This window comes from Kribbella sp. NPDC023855 (assembly GCF_040639475.1).
GTDB lineage: Bacteria > Actinomycetota > Actinomycetes > Propionibacteriales > Kribbellaceae > Kribbella.
On sequence record NZ_JBFAAA010000001.1, the window covers coordinates 299853 to 319787 of the forward strand.

A 19935-nucleotide genomic window follows, 5' to 3' on the forward strand; every position below is an offset into this window, starting at 1 on the left:
GTCTTAAACCGCCTCCAACTGGCGTGCCACAGCCGCGGGAACGCGCAGCCCAGCCGCCTTCAGAAACCCCACGAACTGCTCGACCAGTACGTCGCTCCGCCCAGCCGTCAGCGCGACGACATCGCGGGACTGCGGCGGTTCGAGCCGGTGAACAGTGCCCGTGAACCCGGCCGGAACCCCGCTCACCGGTACTACGGCCGCCCCGAGTCCCGCCGCTGCCAGGGCCGGCGCCGATGTGGTCTGCTGCGTGCGGATCACGATGTCTGGTGACACGTCGTGCTCGGCGAAGAGCGCGTCCAGCCAGCCGGCCAGGCCATGCGGACCGGCGTACTGGATGACCGGGTAGCCGTGCAGGGCGGTGATCGGGACAGGGCCGGGCTGGTCGCCGAGGGGATCGCCGGTGCAGAAGACGATGACGACCTCTTCGCTGGCGAGCAGTTCGACCGGGCCGTCCCAGCGGGTGGGGCGTGGGCTGATCGCGACGTCGATCTCGTCCGCGGTGATCATCGCGGCGAGAGCATCCGCGCTCGACCGCTCTTGCAGGACAAGACGCACGCGGGGGTGGCGCCTGCGCCAGCCGCGAAGCATCGGCGCCAGCAGACCGGCGGTCATCGAGCCGGCGCAGCCGATCCTGAGCTGGCCTTCGTCCAGCGCGGCCACTGCACGCCCTGCCTGTACGACGCGTTCGGCGGCTCCGAGCGCTTCGCGTGCGTGCCTCAGCGCCTCGCGCCCCGCGGAGGTCGGGCGGATGCCGCGGGGGAGCCGCTCCAGGAGCGGCGAGCCCAACTCGTTCTCCAGTACTGCGATCTGATGCGAGAGCGCTGGTTGCGAGAGGTGAAGCTGCGCGGCGGCCCGGGTGATCGACCCGGCCTCGACGGTGGCGACGAAGCACTCGAGGGCTCGAAGCGTTGGCATAGAAGAACTCTATGTCAGGCATCGCAAATCGGTCTTTGTGCTGATGGGTCGCAGCGGCCAGGCTGAGACACATGACAACAGCAACGAACGAATTCGAAGGCCGGCAAGTGCTCATCGTGGCGGGGACGTCGGGGATCGGCAGGCATTTGGCGCAGGATGCGGTCGACCGCGGTGCGCGCGTGACGATCACCGGCCGCGAGGCCGGCGCAGTACGGGCGGTAGCGGATTCGATCGAGGGGTCGGTGGCGACGGCGGTCGTTGATCTGCGCAACGAAGCCTCGATCGCGGAGTTGGCGACGGAACTCGCCCGGCGCGACGTGGTCGTCGATCATCTGATCTCACTGGCCAACGCGCCGGCGAAGGGGCCGGTGGAGAAGCTGGAGCGGGAGGCGATCATCCGGGCCTTCGACGCGAAGGTGGTCGGCGCCCTGCTGCTGGTCAAGCACTTGCGGCCGACGGTCTCGGTGACGCTCTTCTCCGGCATCGTCGCCTGGCGCCCCCGACCCGGCATGGCCGTCACGACCACCACCAACGGCGCGGTCGCCTTCCTCGCTCAGGCGCTCGCGGTCGAGCTGGCCCCGGTCCGCGTGAACGCAGTGTCGCCGGGCATCATCGACTCCGGCGCCTGGGACGCGCTGGGTGCCGAGGGCAAGGACAAGCTGTACGCCGATGCGGCAACACGGAACCCGGCTCGCCGGATCGGCAGCACACAAGATGTTTCCAGCGCGGTCTTGGATGCCATCAGCAACCAGTTCCTGACCGGTACCGTCCTGCACCTCGACGGTGGCGCGCGCCTGGTCTGACCGACAGGCGTCACTGCTCCTGCGTCACTGCTCCTGGGCCGGTTTGATGTGGCTGGGTGTGACGTCGATCTGTTCCTGGATCGCGTACTCGTGCGGCTCGGTCGTGTACTGCTCCTCGACCTTGGGCTTGATCAGTTCGATCTCCTCGTCGTCCTTGCCGCGCTCGAGCTGGTACGAGAACCACAGCCGGAGCGCGCCGCCGAGCATGATCAGGATGCCGACGACACTGAGATCAATCCGGCTGGACGTGTCGCGGATCGCGAACGCGATGAGCGCGCCCACCACCATCAGTGCAATTCCCCCGTGGATCCTCATTGTCACCTCCAAAGAGTGACTTCTGCGGACAGTTGCTTACGTTCAGTACCCAAAACCACGGAGAGTCATGCAGAGGGTGATCAGCGGAAGGCGGATTGGCCGGTCAGGGCCTGGCCGATCACCAGCTGGTGGACCTCGGAGGTGCCTTCGTAGGTGAGGACGGATTCGAGGTTGTTCGCGTGCCGCATCACCGGGTACTCGCCGCTGATGCCGTTCGCGGCCAGGATGGTCCGGCACTCGCGGGCGATCGCGATCGCCTCGCGGACGTTGTTCAGTTTGCCGACGCTGACCTGCTCGGGGCGCAGCGTGCCCTTTTCCTTCAGCCGGCCGAGGTGCACGGCCAGCAGGATGCCCTTGTTCAGCTCGACGGCCATGTCGGCGAACTTCGCCTGCGTCAGCTGGTACGCCGACAGCGGCTTGTCGAACACCTGCCGCTCGGCGGCATAGGCGACCGCGGTCTCCAGGCAGTCGCGGGCCGCGCCCATCGCGCCGAAGATGATCCCGAAGCGCGCCTCGTTCAGGCAGCCCAGTGGACCGGACAGTCCACGGGCCTCAGGCAACAGAGCCGACGCCGGCAGCCGGACGTCGTCGAAGATCAGCTCCGACGTCACCGAAGCCCGCAGCGACATCTTCCGGGTGATCTCCGGAGCCGAGAATCCGGGCGTATCCGTCGGTACCGCGAACCCGCGGACGCCGTCGTCCGTGCGGGCCCAGACGACCGCCACGTCGGCCACCGAACCGTTGGTGATCCACATCTTCGAACCGTTGAGCACCCAGTCGTCACCGTCGCGACGAGCGTTGGTCCGCATGCCGCCCGGGTTCGACCCGAAGTCCGGCTCGGTCAGCCCGAAGCAGCCGATCGCCTCGCCGGCGGCCATCCGGGGGAGCCACTCGTTCTTCTGCTCTTCACTGCCGTACTTCCAGATCGCATACATCGCCAGCGACCCCTGCACGCTCACCAGCGACCGCATCCCGGAGTCAGCCGCCTCGATCTCCAGACAGGCCAGCCCATAGGCCACCGGACCCAGCCCGGCACAGCCGTAGCCGGTCAGATGCATGCCGAGCAGACCGAGCGCGCCCAGCTCCTTCGCCAGCTCGCGCGCCGGGATGGTGGCCGACTCGAACCACTCGGGCAGCTGCGGCCGCAACCGCTCGTCCGCGAACCGCCGGGCCGTCGCTCTGATGGCGACTTCCTCTTCGGTGAGCAGCGAATCCACGTCCACGAGATCCAGCGAAACCGTCATGCCCACACGCTATCGGCAACCACGCCGCCACACCCTGAGGAAGACCTCACACTCCAGGTGGGGTTGACCTCACCCCGGCAACCCGGTCGACCTCACCCCGGCAACCCGGCAGACCTCACCCGCGCAACCCGCCCGACCTCACTTCCGGTACCAAGGCCACCACCAACGGCGCTTGCGTGGATGCCGCACCGTGATGCTGCTGTAGCGGGCCTCGCCCGTGATGGTGAGACGGACGCCGCCAGGCTTCGGAGTACCGGCTTTGTTCGAGGCGGTGCTGCCGACCATGTCGATCTGGTCGAGGTCGACGCTCCAGCCCTCCGGAACGATCATCAGGATCGAGCTGTGCTTCGGCCGGGCCTCGACGTGGATCTGGGGCCAGTGCACCACCGCGTCGGTGAAGTCGAGCCGCAGCGACGAGTGTTCGGGCAGGGCGGTCAGCCGCTCTGGCACTGTCCAAGCGCCCTCGCGCTTCTGCGCGCTGTGCTTGGCCCGGATGGTCAACTCGGCCGAGGCGCCGTGCGCGACCGGGACCAGGTCCGCCGTGGCGTCGCGCAGTTCGAGCTGGGTCTTCGCCGAGTAGATCCGGGTCAGCCGCTCGTCCATCTCCTCGAAGTCCAGCCGGCCGTCGCTGTGTGCTTCCTGGATCACCGCGGCAGCCCGTTCGCGGTCGTTGTCAGAGGCTCGATGCCCGGGCGGCGGCTGTTCCAGACTCATAGGTGCAAAGGTAGCGCTGCCGCGAGCCGGCCGGGGTCCACGACCTGTGACAATAGGCGGCGTGAATCAACGCACCGTCGTCATCCTCGGTTCGACCGGCTCGGTCGGGACCCAAGCGCTCGAGCTGATCGGCCGGAACCGCGACCGGTTCCGGGTGCTCGCGCTGTCCGCGGGTGGGGACAACGTCGCGTTGCTCGCGCAGCAGGCGCTGGAGTTCGAGGTCGAGGTGGTCGGCGTCGCGAAGGCCACCACCGCGCAGGACCTGCAGCTGGCCTTCTATGCCGAGGCGCAGAAGCGCGGCTATGCCCAGGGCCAGTTCCGGATCCCCAAGATCGTCACCGGTCCGGACGCCTCGACCGAGCTGGCGGGGATGGCCTGCGACGTCGTCCTCAACGGCATCACCGGATCCGTCGGCCTGCAACCGACCCTGGCCGCCCTCGACGCCGGTACTACGCTCGCGCTGGCCAACAAGGAGTCGCTGGTCATCGGTGGTCCACTCGTGGTGAAGCGGGTGAAGCCGGGCCAGATCGTGCCGGTCGATTCCGAGCACAGTGCCATCGCCCAGTGCCTGCGCAGCGGCACGGCCGACGAGGTACGCCGCCTGGTGGTGACCGCGAGTGGCGGACCCTTCCGCGGCTGGAGCCGGGCCGAGATGGCCGACGTGACTCCTGAGCAGGCAGCCAACCACCCGACCTGGGACATGGGTCCGGTGATCACGATCAACTCGGCGAACCTGATCAACAAGGGCCTCGAGGTGATCGAGGCGCACCTGCTCTACGGGCTGCCGATGGACCGGATCGAGGTGGTCGTGCACCCGCAGTCGATCGTTCACTCGATGGTCGAGTTCGTCGACGGCTCCACCGTGGCCCAGGCGTCGCCGCCCGACATGCGGTTGCCGATCGCGCTCGCCCTCGGCTGGCCCGAACGCATACCGGACGCTGCGCCGGGCTGCGACTGGACCAAGGCGTCCTCGTGGGAGTTCGAGCCGCTCGACGACGAGGCCTTCCCGGCGGTCCAGCTGGCCCGCGAGGCGGGGGAGCGGGGCGGTACGGCTCCGGCCGTCCTGAACGCGGCGAACGAGGTCTGCGTCGAGGCGTTCCGCAGCGGGCGGCTGCCGTTCCTGGGGATCGTCGACACCGTGGCCCGGATCGTGACCGAGCACGACGTACCCTCGTATGTGGAACTGTCCATCGACGACGTACTCGCCGCGGACGCCTGGGCCCGGGTCCGGGCCCGCGAGCTGACCGGCACCACCGACGACCCGACGAACGACCAGGGCCAGGAGATCACCAAGGTATGAGCGCACTCCTCACTTTCATCGGCGTGGTGCTGTTCGTCATCGGCATCCTGGTCTCGGTCGGCCTGCATGAGATGGGTCACATGCTGCCCGCGAAGGCGTTCGGCATGAAGGTCACCCAGTTCTTCGTCGGCTTCGGCAAGACCGTCTGGTCGTTCAAGCGCGGCGAGACGGAGTACGGGATCAAGGCGATCCCGGCGGGTGGCTTCGTCCGGATCATCGGGATGCTGCCGCCGGCCAAGGGCCAGGACCCGACCAAGGTGCGCAAGGCCAACACGGGTCCGATCCAGTCGATGGTGGAGAACGCGCGTTCCGCGGAGTACGAGACGATCCAGCCCGGCGACGACGGCCGGCTGTTCTACCAGAAGGTGTGGTGGAAGAAGCTGATCGTGATGGCGTCCGGACCGCTGGTGAACGTCGCGATCGCGTTCGTGCTGTTCAGCGGTCTGTTCATGCTGTACGGCTTCAGCGTCGCGCAGACCACCGTCGCCACCGTCACCGACTGTGTGATCCCCGCCTCGGAGGCGGCCAAGCCCGACCGCAAGTGCGAGCCGACGGACAAGGAGTCGCCGGCGAAGGCCGCCGGGTTCAAGGTCGGCGACAAGATCCTGTCCTTCAACGGCACCCCGATCGACAGCTGGGACGACCTGACCCCGCTGATCCGCGCCAACACCGACAAGCCGGCCACCATCGTGGTCGAGCGCGAGGGCCGGCAGCAGACGCTGACCACCAACACCATCGTCAACCAGGTGGTGGAGAAGCCCGGCTCGGACAAGTTCGTCTCGGTCGGCTTCCTCGGCGTCTCACCCGAGCAGAAGGTGGTTCGGCAGGACTTCGGCTTCGTCGTCAACAAGATGGGCGAGATGACCGTCGGCACCGTCCAGGCGCTCGGCCGCTTCCCGGAGAAGCTGGTCGGCGTGGCCAAGGCGATCGTCGGCGGCGAGCGCGAGCAGGACAGCCCGATGAGCATCGTCGGCGCCAGCCGGGTGGCCGGCGAGGTGGCGTCCAGCGACCTGACCGTCGGCCAGAAGGGCTCGTCACTGGTCCTGCTGCTCGCCTCGCTGAACCTCTTCCTGGCGCTGTTCAACTTCATCCCGCTGCTGCCCCTGGACGGCGGCCACATGGTCGGCGCGATCTGGGAGGGCATCCGGCGCGGGTTCGCGAAGCTGTTCGGCCGGCCCGATCCCGGCTACGTCGACGTGGCCAAGCTGCTCCCGATCGCCTATGTGGCGGCCAGTGTCATCGTGGTGATGGGCGTGCTGCTCGTCATCGCCGACATCGTGAACCCGATCAAGCTCTTCAACGGCTAAGAAACTCCAACGGACAAAGGAAAAATGAGCATCTCCCTGGGCATGCCCGCGCTGCCTCCGCCGACCCTCGCCCCGCGCCGCAAGACCCGCCAGATCAAGGTGGGCAAGGTGCTGGTCGGTGGCGACGCTCCGATCTCTGTGCAGTCGATGACCACGACGCTGACCTCGGACGTCAACACGACGCTGCAGCAGATCGCGGAACTCACCGCGGCCGGCTGTGACATCGTCCGGGTGGCCTGCCCGTCCCAGGACGACGCCGACGCGCTGGCCGAGATCGCGCAGCACTCGCAGATCCCGGTGATCGCCGACATCCACTTCCAGCCGAAGTACGTGTTCGCCGCGATCGAGGCCGGCTGCGCGGCGGTCCGGGTCAACCCGGGCAACATCCGCAAGTTCGACGACCAGGTCAAGGAGATCGCGGCCGCCGCGAAGGACCACGGCACCTCGATCCGGATCGGCGTCAACGCGGGCTCGCTGGACCCCCGGCTGCTGAAGAAGTACGGCAAGGCGACCCCCGAGGCGCTGGTCGAGTCGGCCGTCTGGGAGGCGTCGCTGTTCGAGGAGCACGACTTCCACGACTTCAAGATCTCGGTCAAGCACAACGACCCGGTCGTGATGGTGAAGGCCTACGAGATGCTGGCCGAGCGGGGCGACTGGCCGCTGCACCTGGGCGTCACCGAGGCCGGCCCGGCGTTCCAGGGCACGATCAAGTCGTCGGTCGCGTTCGGCGCCCTGCTGGCCAAGGGCATCGGCGACACGATCCGCGTCTCGCTGTCCGCGCCGCCGGTCGAGGAGGTCAAGGTCGGCCTGCAGATCCTGCAGTCGCTGAACCTGCGGGAGCGCAAGCTGGAGATCGTCTCCTGCCCGTCCTGCGGTCGCGCCCAGGTCGACGTCTACACGCTGGCCGAGCAGGTCACCGCCGGGCTCGAGGGCATGGAGGTGCCGCTGCGGGTCGCCGTGATGGGCTGCGTCGTGAACGGTCCGGGCGAGGCCCGCGAGGCCGACCTCGGTGTTGCCTCCGGCAACGGCAAGGGCCAGATCTTCGTCAAGGGCGAGGTGATCAAGACGGTGCCCGAGTCGATGATCGTCGAGACGCTGATCGAAGAGGCGATGCGGATCGCCGAGGAGATGGGCGAAGGCGTCGAAGGCGGCGAGCCCACCGTCACCGTCAGCTGATCGGCCGGCGGGTACTCTCGCCGCGTGACGGAGTATCTGGTGGTCAGTGCCTTCCGGGCCGAGGCGAAGTACGTGCCGGAAGGCATTCCGGTGCTGCTGACGGGGATCGGGAAGACCGCGGCCGCGGTGGCTGTCTCCAAGGCGCTGGCGGAGCGGGACACCAGGGACCTGGTGGTGCTGAACGTCGGTACTACGGGAGCGCTGCGCGCCGGACTCACCGGGCTCTACCTGCCGAGTGAAGTGATCAACCACGACCTGAACGCGGAGGCCATCCGGGCGCTCGGACTGGATCCGCGGGAGTCCTTGCAGGTCGAGGGCGGCGACGGCACAGTGCTCGCGTCGGGCGATGTGTTCGTCACCGACCCGGTCATCAGGGCTCGCCTCGCCGAGCGGGCCCACTTGGTCGACATGGAGGCGTACGGCGTGGTGTTCGCCTGCCGCCAGTTCGGCGTACCGGTCCGGCTGGTCAAGCACGTCTCGGACTCGGCCGACGAAGCCGCGATGGACTGGCCGGCCCAGGTCGACGCCAGCGCCAGGGTCCTCGGCGAATGGCTCCAGGCCGAGCTCACCTGACCAGCAGCTCCAGCACCCGCGTCTCCCGCACCAGCCACCGCATCACGCCGACACCACCCGCCAGGACCGCGCGGTTGGCCTGCAGCGCGTCCTCGACGGTGACCCAGCACGGCTCCAGCTCGAGCTCTGCCTCGTACTCCTCGAGCTGCTGCGCTGCACCAAGGTCCGACCGGCTGCTGCAGCGGAAGTAGTGCGAGGTCATCTTGAAGACCTCGTACGCCGGCTCGATGGCGCGCAGGTACTCCACGGTCTCGCCAAGCACCTCCCCGACCTCGACGCCGGGCAACCCACATTCCTCGACGTACTCGCGCTGCAGCGCAGCGGCGTGCGTCTCACCCGCCTCGACGCCGCCTCCGGGGAACTTGTAGTCGCCGTGCCGGGAGGCGAGGAGTAGCAACTTGTGGTCGCGGAGGAGCACTCCGCGGACCGCGGTGCGTTCGATGGTCGGCCCGGACAGATCCAGGTCTTGGTCATGGAAGAAGGTGCCGAGGTGCATGGGGATAGTCTGGCTTGACCTTGACCCTGGGGGCAGGGTTTAGCGTCGGGGACGAGGAGGCGGGATGCACATCGGTGACTTGGCGGCCGCGGCCGGAGTGACGATCAAGGCGGTCCGGTACTACGAGTCGCAGGGGCTGCTGAAGCCTCGGCGGGAACCCAACGGGTATCGGACGTACAGCGCCGAGGACGTGGTCGTGGTGCGGGAGGTCAAGGCGTTGCTGTCGCTCGGGCTCACCGCGGAGCAGACCTACCCGTTCATCGAGTGCCTGCGGGCCGGCAACGATCGCGCCGACGTCTGCCCGGCGTCGCTGACGGCGTACCGGACGCGGATCGCCGAGGTCGACCGGTGGATCGCCGAGCTGACCGAGTTGCGGGCGAAACTCGCCGACCTCCTGACCGATGCCGAGAACTGGAGGACCAAGGTATGACCGAACTACTCGTGGCCGACGAGTCGAACTTCGACGAACTGGTGCTGGGGGCCGACAAGCCTGTGCTGGTGGACTTCTGGGCGGAGTGGTGCCCGCCGTGCCACCAGATCGTGCCGATCCTGAAGCAGGTCGCCGCCGAACGCGCCGACCGGCTGACCGTGGTGAAGGTGAACTCCGACGAGAACCCGGCGATCTCCTCGAAGTACCGCGTGATGGCGCTGCCGACGCTGATGATGTTCCACCACGGCCAGCTGATCTGGTCCGTGGTCGGCGCCCGCCCGAAGGCCAAGCTGCTCAAGGAACTCGACGACGCCCTCCTGACCGCAGTCTGACCAACAGCCCCCTGGCCGCACCACTGGCCAGGGGGTCTTGTTCATCCGGAGGCTAGATTGCTAGCATCCTAGGTATGGCCGAAGAAGCCGCCAAGAAGGCGCAGTTCAACGTCTACCTGCCACCGGAGCTGATCCGCCGGATCAAGCACCACGCCATCGACGAGAGCGTGAGCTTGTCGGCGCTGGTCGAGCAGGCACTGACGGCGTACCTGGACAAGCACGGAAAGGCGCGAGGATGAACGAGGTCGTGATCCGCCCGCTGAGATTCACCGACGACGTGCCGGCGATGCGGGCGTTCCTGGAGACGCTGGGGCTGCGGTCCCGGATCGAGTCGGAGCGAGGAGGCTGGGTCGAGCTGGTCGCCGGGCGCGGGATGATCGCGTTGCACGACGCGGCCAGCAGCGACGCCGGGGCGGACCCCGGGTCGACCACGCTGGCGTTCGAGGCCGACGACATCGAGGAGTTGAAAGACCGGCTAGTGGCGGCTGGTTACGAGGATGCGAGCATCTTCGACGAGGCCTTCGGGCGGGTGCTCACGGCGAGCGGGCCTGACGGGACCAAGCTGTGGATCGACGACCGCAGAGACGATCTCTACGGCTACAAGCTGCACAAGTCCGACCCGGACCCGCGCTGGTCGGTCACCCCATCACTCGGCGTCTCGGACCAGGCCGGCTGGGAGCGGCTGCTGACCACGCTCGGAGTAGGCCCGGTGCGATTCCGGGCCGCGACGGATTTCGACGTACAGATCGAATTGACCACAGCGGAAGATCTAGGCGAGGTTGCCGGACGATTGGCGGCCTCCGGGTACGCCGCGCAGCCGGGCGACGGCGAGGTGTCCGTGGTGGATCCGGACGGTCAGTTGGTGCGGGTGCGCGGGGCATGAGCTCGTGACCACTCGACTGCGGGACGACGCCGACTTCCGGCGGTACTGGCAGGCGCGGGCGCTCTCGATCACCGGATCGATGGTGACTGCCGTTGCCTTGCCGGTGCTGGTCTACCGGTTGACCGGGTCGCCATTCCTGACCTCGCTGGTCACGGCTCTGGAAGCAGCGCCGTATCTGCTCACCGGGTTGTTCGCCGGGGCGCTCGCCGACCGGTGGGATCGCCGGCGAGTGATGGTGGCAGCGGATCTCGTCAACGCCGTCGTGATCGGCTCGATCCCGCTGGCGCACCTGCTCGGCATCCTGTCAGTGGCTCACGTGCTCGTGGCCGGCTTCGTCGTCCAGGCGGTCTACACGTTCTTCGACGGTGCGAACTTCGGGGCGCTGCCGGTCCTCGTCGGGCGGGCCCAGGTCGCGCAGGCCAACGCGGCGGTGTGGACCGCGTCGAGTCTGATCGAGCTGTTCGTACCGCCGCTGGCCGGGATGGCGCTGGCCGTGCTCAGCCCGGCGACCCTGCTGACGCTGGACGCGTTGAGTTTCGTGGCGTCGGCGATGGCGATCCGGGGCATCGTTCGGGCGATGTCGGAGCAGCGGACCGGCCGGCCGCCGTTGCGGGCACGGGTCGTCTTCGCAGACATCGCCGAGGGCGTCCGGTATCTCGCCGGCCACGCCGGAGTGCGGACGATGACGATGGTGGGAACACTGCAGTCCTTCGCGGGCGGCGGGTTCGTCGCGCTGATGGTCGTCTGGTCCGACCGCGTCCTGGAGGTCGGTACTTCGGGGCTGCGGTTCGGCCTGGTCTTCGGCGCGTGGGGGATCGGCGGACTGATCGCGGCGATCGCTCTGCCTCGGTTGGTGAGACGGATGCCCGCGGCGGCGATCACGCTCTACGCACTTCCCGTCTCCGCCGTCCTGAGCATCATCACGCCACTGATGCCGACCTGGCCGCTGGCCGCGATGGCGTTGCTGGTCTGGGGTTCGGCGTACATGCTCGTGATCGTCAACGCCGTGTCCTATCGCCAGCAGGTGACGCCGGAGCACCTGCTCGGGCGGGTCAACACGGCGGGCCGGATGTTGTCCTGGGGAGTCGGCTGGACGCTCGGCTCGATCGTCGCGGGAGCTGTCAGCGGTCAGCTCGGCGTCCGGCCCGCGATGGTGCTGATGGGCGCGTTCGGCTTCGTCGCCGTCGGGGTCGCCTGGACCTCGCCGTTGCGGCGAATCGCGGCGGCGCACGACCCGTTGCACGCTTGAGCGGCCGAAATCGGCTAGGTTCTGCGGCGTGGGCGTACGGGTACTGGGTCCTCGCGACCTCTCAGCAGCGAGGGCCGTCATCGCCCGTGATCCGGTGATCAACGTCTTCGTGGACAGTCTGGTGCAGGCCTCCGGGCTCGATCCGCGCCGTGGTGCCGAGGTGTGGGGCTACGTCGAGAAGGGCGAGATCGAGGCGCTGTGTCATGCCGGCGGCAACATGGTGCCGGTCGGTGCGGGGGAGGCCGCGTTGCGCGCGTTCGCGGCGTACGCACTGCGCCGTGGCCGCAACTGCTTCCAGATCCTCGGGCCGGCCCGGGCCGTCGACCAGCTGTGGGCGGCGCTCGAGCCGCAGTGGGGTCCGGCCCGCGAGGTCCGCGACGACCAGCCGTTCATGGTGATCGAGGACGCGCCGGCGATCGCGCCCGACCCGTTGGTCCGTCAGGTCGAGCCGGTCGAGCTGGGGGTGCTGTACCCGGCCTGCGTCGCGATGTACACCGAGGAGGTCGGCGTACCGCCGCAGACCGGGCCGGACGGCACCTTCTACCGGTCGCGGGTCGCCGAGCTGATCCGGGCCGGCCGGGCGTTCGCGCGGATCGAGGACGGCAAGGTGGTCTTCAAGGCCGAGATCGGGTCGGTCGGGACCGGCGTCTGCCAGATCCAGGGCGTCTGGGTGGATCCGGAGCGACGTGGTCAGGGGCTGGCCGCACCGGGGATGGCGGCCGTCGTCGAGCTCGCGCGGCAGATCGCGCCGGTGGTGACGCTCTACGTCAACGCGTTCAACACGCCCGCGCGGGCGGCGTACGAGCGAGTCGGTTTCCGGACCATCGAGACCTTCGCGACGATCCTGTTCTGAGGCTGAGCGCTCACTGTGATGCTGCAGTGACCACTGGTGAGGTTTGCTGATCGGCAGCGCCGCCCCGCCCAGCCGAAGGAAACGTGAATGCGAAGAGTTGCTGTGTCACTGGCCGCACTGGCCACCGTCGCTGTGGCCGTCGCCGGTCTTGCCCCTGGCCCCTCGGCCGCCACGCCGTCTGCAGACAACCCCAAACCGTCCTACTACTCGCTCAAGCTGCCCGCCGGCCTGACTGTCGCCGACCTGATCCGCGACGGCTACGACATCAGCCACGGCCACGGCTCCCGCCCGACCGTTGTGGCGACGCCGGCTGAGGTGGACCGCCTCCGCGATCGCGGCGTGGTCGTCGGCAAGACCGGCAACGTCTACCAGCCAGTGCTCCACTCCGCCTCAGATGCAGCCGGTACTACGTACTACGGCGGCTACCACACCACGGCAGCACACGAGCAGCACAACGCGGCCGTGACGGCTGCCCACCCCGACCTGGTGAAGCTGTACGACATCGGCGACTCGTGGAAGAAGACGAAGGGCCAAGGCGGGCACGACATCCAGGCTCTGTGCATCACCAAACGCACGAGCGGCGACTGCGCGCTGGACAGCACCGGCAAGAAGCCGAAGTTCGTCCTGCTCACGCAGATCCACGCGCGGGAGATCGCGACCGGCGAGATCGCGTACCAGTGGATCGATCTGCTCGTGACGTCGTACGGGACCGACCCGGAGATCACCTCGTTGCTGGAGACCCGGGAGTTGTGGGTGATCCCGATCGCGAACCCGGACGGGGTCGACGTGGTCGCGGCCAATCCGACCGAACCGGTGATGCAGCGCAAGAACGTCAACAACTCGACCGGCGGTTGCCCGGCCGGCGATGCGGGTGTGGACCTGAATCGCAACTCGAACTTCCAATGGGATGTCCAGCAGGGCGGCCCGTGTGACGAGACCTATCCCGGCACGAAGGCGGTGTCCGAGCCCGAGACGATCGCAGTACAAGGCCTGCTGGAGAAGATCTTCCCCGATACGAAAGGTGAGGTCGGGGAGCCTGCCGCGGCAGACACCACTGGCGTCTTCCTGACACTGCACAGTTTCGGCAACGACATCCTCGCGCCGTACAGCTACACCAACACGCCGGCGCCGGATCGTGCCGCGTTGGTTGCTTTGGGCAAGAAGATGGGTGCGCTGAACGGGTTCCCGGTCACCACGGGTGACGCCGGGGTCGGGTACTTCGCGCCGGGCGCGACGGACGACTGGCTGTACGGGACGCGGGGCGTGCCGTCGTACACGTTCGAGATCGGGCCGGACTCGGGCAGCTGTGCCGGCTTCTTCCCGTCGTACACCTGTTTCACGAACACGCTGTGGCCGGCGCAGAAGCCCGCTCTCCTGTACGCCGCCCGCGCTGCCGCGACGCCGTACGGGAAGCTTCCGTAGGTTCCTTACCCGTGGGTAACACGATCCGCTAGGGTCATCGGCATGAGCACACGGAGCAGGAGCACCACCGGGCTGGCAGTGATGTTCGGCGTGATGGGGGTGCTGCATTTCGTGAAGCCGGAGCCGTTCGAGCGGATCGTGCCGCGGCAGCTGCCGCGCAAGAAGGAGCTGGTGTACGCCTCGGGCGTGGCTGAGATCGCCTGCGCGGCGGGGCTGCTCCATCCTCGGACGCGGCGGACCGCGGGCCTGCTCAGCGCGGGTCTGCTGGCGGCCGTGTTCCCGGCGAATGTGCAGATGGCGCTTGATCTGAACCGCAAGGGCTCGCCGCGGGCGAAGGCGATCGGCTTCGCCCGGCTGCCGCTGCAGATCCCGCTCATCCGGGCCGCGCTGAAGGCCTCCCGCGAGGGTCGCTGACCCCGCTGCGGTGCGTGGTCGGGCGGTAGACCTGTGGAAAAGTGGTGAGAGCACTGGGCGCGGCCGGATATCCTCTTTGCCGTCAGTAGTTCGTCCACTTGTTCACTTGCTTGGAGACTCCCGTGATACTGCGCATGTCGTCGCTGTTCCTTCGCACCCTTCGCGAGGACCCGGCGGACGCGGAGGTCCCGAGCCACCGGCTGCTGGTCCGGGCCGGCTACATCCGTCGTACCGCACCCGGCATGTACACCTGGCTGCCCCTCGGCCTGAAGGTGCTGCGGAACGTGGAGAAGATCGTCCGCGAGGAGATGGACGCGATCGGCGCGCAGGAGCTGGTCTTCCCGGCGCTGCTGCCCCGCGAGCCCTACGAGGCGACCGGCCGCTGGACGGAGTACGGGCCGAACATCTTCCGGCTCAAGGACCGCAAGGGCGCCGACATGCTGCTCGGTCCCACCCACGAGGAGATGTTTACCCTCGCGGTGAAGGACCTGTACTCGTCGTACAAGGATCTGCCGCTGTCGATCTACCAGATCCAGAACAAGTACCGCGACGAGGCGCGGCCGCGGGCCGGCGTGCTGCGCGGGCGCGAGTTCGTGATGAAGGACTCGTACTCGTTCGACGTCGACGACGCGGGCCTGGCGGCGTCGTACGAGGCGCATCGCGAGGCGTACGTCAAGATCTTCGACCGGCTCGGCTTCGACTACGTGATCGTCAAGGCGATGTCCGGTGCGATGGGTGGCTCGCGGTCGGAGGAGTTCCTCGCGATCGCCGAGAACGGTGAGGACACCTTCGTCCGCTCGCCCGGTGGCTACGCGGCCAACGTCGAGGCTGTCGTGGTGCCGCAGGCGCCGCCCGTCGACGCGTCGGGCGTGCCCGCGGCCGAGGTGGTCGACACGCCGGACACGCCGACCATCGAGACCCTGGTCGACGCGCTGAACGCGAAGCACCCCCGCACCGACGGTCGCGAGTGGACCGCCGCGGACACGTTGAAGAACGTGCTGGTGATGGTCGTCCACCCCGACGGCACGCGCGAGCCGCTGGCGATCGGCGTACCGGGTGACCGGGCGATCGACGAGAAGCGGCTGGGTGCGCAGGTGGAGCCCGCCGAGGTTGTCGCGTTCGAGGAGTCGGACTTCGAGAAGAACCCGGCTTTGGCCAAGGGTTACATCGGCCCGGGCGTGCTCGGCGCGGAGAACGCGGCCAAGATCCGGTACCTGCTCGACCCCCGGGTCGCGGAGGGTTCCGCCTGGGTGACCGGTGCGGACAAGACCGGCTACCACGTGATCAACCTGGTGTACGGCCGCGACTTCACCGCCGACGGCACGATCCAGGCCGCCGAGGTGCGCGACGGCGACGAGGCGCCCGACGGTTCGGGTCCGCTGGCGACGGCGCGCGGGATCGAGATGGGCCACATCTTCCAGCTCGGCAAGAAGTACGCCGAGGCGCTGGACCTCAAGGTGCTGGACCAGAACGGCAAGCTCGTCACGGTCACGATGGGGTCGTACGGCGTCGGCGTGACGCGGGCGGTGGCGGCGATCGCCGAGGGCAACAACGACGAGCTGGGGCTGATCTGGCCGCGCGAGATCTCGCCGGCGGATGTCCACTTGGTTGCCACTGGCAAGGATCCTGAGCTGTTCGCGAAGGCGGCGTCGATCGCCGCCGAGCTGGAGTCGCGGGGTCTGTCGGTGCTGTACGACGACCGGGAGAAGGTGTCGCCGGGCGTGAAGTTCAAGGACGCCGAGCTGCTTGGCATCCCGACCATCGCGGTCGTCGGCAAGGGCCTGGCCGACGGCACCATCGAGGTCAAGGACCGCCGCTCCGGCGACCGCACCGACGTCCCGGTCGCCGACATCGTCGACCACCTGGTCTCGGTCGTCCGCAGCTGACCATCCCCTGGAGGCGTCGCCCGACACAGCGGCGCCACCACACCCTGGAGGCGCCGGCCCACGCAGCGGCGCCACCATGCACTGGAGGCGCCGGCCCGCGTGGCGGTGCCTCCAACCATCCTCCTGAGGCCGGTGCCGGTGGCACGCTGGAGGTTGAGGCGGCCGGCGCCGTGAGTGCAGCTGTTGTGGATCGGTGAGTCGCGCGTGCGGTGCTGGGTTGCTCAGTGGCCTGCTCGCCCTCGCCGGCGACGTGGTCGGGTCGGTGAGCAGGGCGATCCACAAGGCACGCCGGGCAGGTGACGACCGTCGTGCATCAGTTCGTGCAGGCTTGCAGCCGGAGGGTGGTGTCATCGGCGCCTCGCTCCGCGCGATCTGGTCAGTAGCGTGTCGAATGCCCCGAACCGTCGTTTCAGACGGTCCGGGGCTCGGCAAGCTTCTGGTCAGGGGCGGGCGACCTCGATCTGGAACTCGTGCACCCAGTTGTCCGGGTTGTCCGGGTCGAAGGCGAGGCAGACCTCGCGGGCGTAGCCGACGCTGCGGTAGCCGCCGTCGTCGATCCAGCGGGCCAGCTGTTGCATGCTCTCGTCCGCCCGGTCCATCGAGCCTTGGTGGACGATGGTGGCGGCCGTCGGGAGCTCCGGCAGATCGAGCACCTGGAAGTCGGCGCCGCCCTGCTCGGCCGCGTCGACGGTGACGGCGGCGTGGACGACCACCGCGTCGCCCTCGGTCTTCTCGTAGTAGGCGACCGGTGGCCCGGCCGGTTTCACCCCGGCGGCGTTGATCCGCTCCCAGACCTGCGCATACAGGGGCTGGATGACCGGACCGATGTCCGCCCCGTCGTAGCTTGCGGCGGTGGCAGACAGCTCGGCGACCCGGACCGCCGGTACCGATTTCAGGACGACGTCGTCGGTTGACATGTGACCCTCCCTCTCGATGATGCGGAGCCTCGCCTCGACGGCGTCCAGCCGCAGCGCGTCATCGGCCAGCCGCGCCTCGAGCTCTGCCCGGCGGAGACGCAGCATGCCGCGCAGCTCCTCCGGACCGATCTTGGCGTCGACGATGTCGTGGACCTGCCGCAGGGTGAAGCCCAGATCCTTGAGCGCGATGATCCGGTTCAGCCGCTTCAGCTGGTCGGCGCTGTAGTAGCGGTAGCCGCTGGTGCTGTCGATGACAGCCGGCCGGAGCAACCCGAGCTCGTCGTAGTGCCGCAGCATCCGCGCCGACACCCGGCCGAAGGCGGCAAAGTCTCCGATGGTGAACATGGCTTCAGGGTGAGCCTTGACGCGGTGTGAAGGTCAACTCTCGGGGGTCAGTGGTCGGCTCGGTTGTGGATGCACATGACGGTTTGCTGGCCGACGGCGACCAGAGTTCGCTGGTCGCCTTGTACGCCGAAGACTTCCAGCTGGCAGACGGTCAGTGTGCGGCCAGACTTCAGGACCTGGCCGATGGCTTCGAGGTGCTCGCCCTCCGCGGGCGCGAGCAGGTTGATCTTGAACTCCACGGTGAGCACCGAACTGTTCTCAGGGAACAAGGTGAAGGCCGCGTACCCGCCCGCGCTGTCGGCGATCGAGCTGGTTGCGCCGGCGTGGAAGTAGCCGTGTTGCTGGGTCACCTCAGGGCGGGCCGGGAGCTGGATGTGCACGCGCCCCGGCCCGATGTGGCTCAGTCGCGCACGCAGGTGAGCCATCAGCCCTTGACGCCCGAAACTCGAGCTGATCCGTTCCTGGATGGGCGGTGTCACGTCTTCCACGGGAGCCTCCAAGCGGCGCCGAATCCGGTAAGGGTAGAGCGGAACAATGGCCTTACTGAACAATGGTCGTCATGACCGTCCTCCTGCAACGGCCCTGTGCCCCCTGTGTGTGGTGCCGCTGTGCCTGATGTTTCCGTTCTGACCATTGTTCTGCTGGTGATCGCGGCCTTCGCGGCCGGCTGGGTCGATGCCGTCGTCGGGGGAGGTGGGCTGATCCAGCTTCCCGCGATGTTGCTCGGTCTGCCGAACGCCTCGCCCGCGCAGATCCTGTCCACCAACAAGATCTCCTCACTCTTCGGTACGACGACCAGCGCGGTCACCTTCGGCGTCAAGGTCAGACCGGACCGCCGGACGGTGCTTCCACTGGCCATTCTCGCGGCCCTGGGGTCCGCGGGCGGTGCGTTGGTGGCGACCCAGATCCCGATGTCCTGGTTCAAGCCGATCGTGCTCGTCCTGCTGGTCGGCGTCGCGATCTACACCTGGGTGAAACCCGACCTCGGCTCCGCGACCGTACTGCGCTTCGACGGCCGGGCCCACTACGTCACCGCCGGCCTGGTCGGCCTGCTGATCGGGTTCTACGACGGCGCGGTCGGCCCGGGCACCGGCTCGTTCCTGATCTTCGCGCTGGTCGGCCTGATGGGCTACAACTTCCTCCGGGCCAGCGCCAAGGCGAAGATCGCCAACGTCGCCACGAACCTGGGTGCGATCCTCGTCTTCGCCGCCCACGGCGCCCCGCTGTGGCGACTCGGCCTGATCATGGGCCTGGCCAACATGGTCGGTGGCCTGCTCGGAGCGCGGACCGCCGTCGCCCGCGGCAGCCGCTTCGTCCGGGTCATCTTCCTGGTCGTCGTCAGCGCCCTGATCCTCCGTCTCGCGTACGACGTCTTCTGGAACTGACGCCATGATTTGATCGGCTTCTGATCAAACGCCCGGGTGGCGCCTACAGACCGTTGCTCGCCCGCTACGATTCGACCTATCGCACGGGCAGATCTTCGAGGAGCAGTGATGGGCGACCAGACCGACGAGACCGGAGTCGACAGCAGGCTTGACCTCAGCGTGCCGCACAGCGCGCGGGTCTACGACTACTTCCTGGGCGGCAAGTCGAACTTCGCGGTCGACCGCGCGGCCGGCGATCACCTGCTCCAGGCGTTCCCGGGCTTCCGGACCGCGGCCCAATCCAACCGGATGTGGATGCACCGGGCCGCCCGGTTCGTCGCCGAGCGCGGCATCACCCAGTTCCTCGACATCGGCACCGGCATCCCCACCAGCCCGAACCTGCACGAGGTCGTGCAGGAGATCGTGCCCGAGGCACGTGTCGTGTACGCCGACAACGACCCGATCGTGCTGGCCCACTCGCGCGCCCTGCTGGTCAGTTCGCCGCAGGGTGAGACCGCCTACCTCGAGGCCGACGTCACGGACCCCCAGGCGATCCTGGACTCCGAAGAGGTCCGCACCGTGCTCGACCTGAGCAAGCCGGTCGCGCTCAGCCTGGTCGGCGTCTTCCACTACCTGCCGGACGAGCTGAAGCCCTACGAGATCGTCCAGCAGTTCGTCGACGCGCTGGCGCCCGGGTCGTACCTGATCTTCTCCCACTGCACGCCGGACTTCGCGCCGGCCATGTGGGAGCAGGCGATCCAGGTTTACAAGGCCGACGGTGGTGACGCGCAGGTGCGCAGCCGCGAGGAGATCGAGCGGTTCTTCACCGGCCTCGAAATGGTCGAGCCGGGTCTCGAGGTGCCCTACCGCTGGCACCCGGACGAGGAGACCGTGGACTTGGTCGAGCGCCGGATCTTCACCGACGTCAGCTGCAGCCTGTGGGTCGGCGTCGCCAAGAAGCCCTGACGGCAGCGCCCTGACCGCAGTGCTCTGACTG

The 19935-nt window shown here is 68.2% G+C and carries 23 protein-coding genes; 16 read left to right on the forward strand and 7 right to left on the reverse strand.

What is annotated here, in order from left to right; genetic code table 11:
* Positions 1–3 precede the first annotated feature (3 nt).
* Positions 4–915 carry a LysR family transcriptional regulator gene (locus tag AB0F51_RS01355; protein WP_360272246.1) on the reverse strand — a complete coding sequence of 304 codons (912 nt, stop codon included), beginning with the start codon at positions 913–915 and terminating at the stop codon, positions 4–6.
* A gap of 71 nt (positions 916–986) precedes the next feature.
* Here AB0F51_RS01355 and AB0F51_RS01360 point away from each other — a divergent pair, with 71 nt between their 5' ends.
* Positions 987–1718, forward strand: coding sequence for an SDR family oxidoreductase (locus AB0F51_RS01360; protein ID WP_360272248.1), 732 nt, complete (start codon positions 987–989; stop codon positions 1716–1718).
* Between the two features lie 24 nt (positions 1719–1742).
* Here AB0F51_RS01360 and AB0F51_RS01365 read toward each other — a convergent pair whose 3' ends face one another.
* The 3 genes from AB0F51_RS01365 to AB0F51_RS01375 all read right to left on the reverse strand — a co-directional run bounded on the left by AB0F51_RS01365 (position 1743) and on the right by AB0F51_RS01375 (position 3991).
* Positions 1743–2033: a hypothetical protein gene (locus AB0F51_RS01365; RefSeq protein WP_360272251.1), complete on the reverse strand. Its 291-nt coding sequence runs from the start codon at positions 2031–2033 to the stop codon at positions 1743–1745.
* An 80-nt stretch (positions 2034–2113) separates the two neighbouring features.
* Positions 2114–3277, reverse strand: coding sequence for an acyl-CoA dehydrogenase family protein (locus AB0F51_RS01370; RefSeq protein WP_360272254.1), 1164 nt, complete (start codon positions 3275–3277; stop codon positions 2114–2116).
* A 138-nt stretch (positions 3278–3415) separates the two neighbouring features.
* Positions 3416–3991, reverse strand: a complete 576-nt coding sequence (locus AB0F51_RS01375) for a DUF1707 domain-containing protein (RefSeq protein WP_360272257.1) — start codon at positions 3989–3991, stop codon at positions 3416–3418.
* A gap of 61 nt (positions 3992–4052) precedes the next feature.
* Here AB0F51_RS01375 and dxr point away from each other — a divergent pair, with 61 nt between their 5' ends.
* From dxr to AB0F51_RS01395, 4 genes are read left to right on the forward strand one after another with little or no spacing between them, the layout of a single operon-like run.
* Positions 4053–5291, forward strand: coding sequence for a 1-deoxy-D-xylulose-5-phosphate reductoisomerase (gene dxr / locus AB0F51_RS01380; RefSeq protein ID WP_360272260.1), 1239 nt, complete (start codon positions 4053–4055; stop codon positions 5289–5291).
* On the forward strand, positions 5288–6598 hold the full coding sequence (locus AB0F51_RS01385) for a site-2 protease family protein (RefSeq protein ID WP_360272263.1): 1311 nt from the start codon (positions 5288–5290) through the stop codon (positions 6596–6598). Before dxr ends, AB0F51_RS01385 begins: the two co-directional genes overlap by 4 nt.
* Positions 6599–6622: 24 nt before the next feature.
* Positions 6623–7774 carry a flavodoxin-dependent (E)-4-hydroxy-3-methylbut-2-enyl-diphosphate synthase gene (gene ispG, locus AB0F51_RS01390; protein WP_360272266.1) on the forward strand — a complete coding sequence of 384 codons (1152 nt, stop codon included), beginning with the start codon at positions 6623–6625 and terminating at the stop codon, positions 7772–7774.
* A 24-nt stretch (positions 7775–7798) separates the two neighbouring features.
* The gene (locus AB0F51_RS01395) at positions 7799–8347 is read left to right on the forward strand and encodes a nucleosidase (RefSeq protein WP_360272269.1); all 549 of its coding nucleotides are present in this window, start codon (positions 7799–7801) and stop codon (positions 8345–8347) included.
* On the opposite strand, the gene AB0F51_RS01400 is transcribed toward AB0F51_RS01395, so the two are convergent.
* Positions 8340–8843, reverse strand: a complete 504-nt coding sequence (locus AB0F51_RS01400) for an NUDIX domain-containing protein (protein WP_360272272.1) — start codon at positions 8841–8843, stop codon at positions 8340–8342. The genes AB0F51_RS01395 and AB0F51_RS01400 overlap by 8 nt on opposite strands.
* 64 nt (positions 8844–8907) lie before the next feature.
* Here AB0F51_RS01400 and AB0F51_RS01405 point away from each other — a divergent pair, with 64 nt between their 5' ends.
* The 9 genes from AB0F51_RS01405 (at position 8908) to AB0F51_RS01445 (ending at position 16312) form a co-directional block, all read left to right on the forward strand.
* Positions 8908–9273 (forward strand): MerR family transcriptional regulator, encoded by a 366-nt coding sequence (locus AB0F51_RS01405; protein WP_360272275.1) that lies wholly within the window; start codon positions 8908–8910, stop codon positions 9271–9273.
* Positions 9270–9605, forward strand: a complete 336-nt coding sequence (trxA, locus tag AB0F51_RS01410) for a thioredoxin (protein ID WP_360272278.1) — start codon at positions 9270–9272, stop codon at positions 9603–9605. The genes AB0F51_RS01405 and trxA overlap by 4 nt, the downstream gene beginning before the upstream one ends.
* Positions 9606–9679: 74 nt before the next feature.
* Positions 9680–9844, forward strand: a complete 165-nt coding sequence (locus AB0F51_RS01415) for a CopG family transcriptional regulator (RefSeq protein ID WP_360272281.1) — start codon at positions 9680–9682, stop codon at positions 9842–9844.
* The gene (locus tag AB0F51_RS01420; protein WP_360272283.1) at positions 9841–10488 is read left to right on the forward strand and encodes a VOC family protein; all 648 of its coding nucleotides are present in this window, start codon (positions 9841–9843) and stop codon (positions 10486–10488) included. Before AB0F51_RS01415 ends, AB0F51_RS01420 begins: the two co-directional genes overlap by 4 nt.
* 4 nt (positions 10489–10492) lie before the next feature.
* Positions 10493–11737: an MFS transporter gene (locus AB0F51_RS01425; protein WP_360272286.1), complete on the forward strand. Its 1245-nt coding sequence runs from the start codon at positions 10493–10495 to the stop codon at positions 11735–11737.
* A gap of 28 nt (positions 11738–11765) precedes the next feature.
* Complete coding sequence (locus AB0F51_RS01430) at positions 11766–12590, forward strand: GNAT family N-acetyltransferase (RefSeq protein WP_360272288.1); 825 nt, start codon at positions 11766–11768, stop codon at positions 12588–12590.
* Positions 12591–12677: 87 nt separating this feature from the next.
* Positions 12678–14012 (forward strand): M14 family zinc carboxypeptidase, encoded by a 1335-nt coding sequence (locus AB0F51_RS01435; RefSeq protein WP_360272290.1) that lies wholly within the window; start codon positions 12678–12680, stop codon positions 14010–14012.
* 42 nt (positions 14013–14054) lie between these two features.
* A complete protein-coding gene (locus AB0F51_RS01440; protein WP_360272292.1) occupies positions 14055–14426 on the forward strand; it encodes a DoxX family protein in 372 nt (123 codons plus the stop codon).
* A 122-nt stretch (positions 14427–14548) separates the two neighbouring features.
* The gene (locus AB0F51_RS01445; RefSeq protein ID WP_360272295.1) at positions 14549–16312 is read left to right on the forward strand and encodes a proline--tRNA ligase; all 1764 of its coding nucleotides are present in this window, start codon (positions 14549–14551) and stop codon (positions 16310–16312) included.
* Positions 16313–16752: 440 nt separating this feature from the next.
* On the opposite strand, the gene AB0F51_RS01450 is transcribed toward AB0F51_RS01445, so the two are convergent.
* Both AB0F51_RS01450 and AB0F51_RS01455 read right to left on the reverse strand, forming a co-directional pair.
* Complete coding sequence (locus AB0F51_RS01450; RefSeq protein ID WP_360272298.1) at positions 16753–17574, reverse strand: MerR family transcriptional regulator; 822 nt, start codon at positions 17572–17574, stop codon at positions 16753–16755.
* A gap of 47 nt (positions 17575–17621) precedes the next feature.
* Positions 17622–18062, reverse strand: a complete 441-nt coding sequence (locus tag AB0F51_RS01455) for a PaaI family thioesterase (protein WP_360272301.1) — start codon at positions 18060–18062, stop codon at positions 17622–17624.
* A 120-nt stretch (positions 18063–18182) separates the two neighbouring features.
* Between AB0F51_RS01455 and AB0F51_RS01460 the strand changes: the two genes are divergently transcribed.
* Complete coding sequence (locus AB0F51_RS01460; RefSeq protein ID WP_360272304.1) at positions 18183–18959, forward strand: TSUP family transporter; 777 nt, start codon at positions 18183–18185, stop codon at positions 18957–18959.
* 108 nt (positions 18960–19067) lie between these two features.
* Positions 19068–19904 (forward strand): SAM-dependent methyltransferase, encoded by an 837-nt coding sequence (locus AB0F51_RS01465; RefSeq protein ID WP_360272308.1) that lies wholly within the window; start codon positions 19068–19070, stop codon positions 19902–19904.
* Positions 19905–19935: the final 31 nt, after the last annotated feature.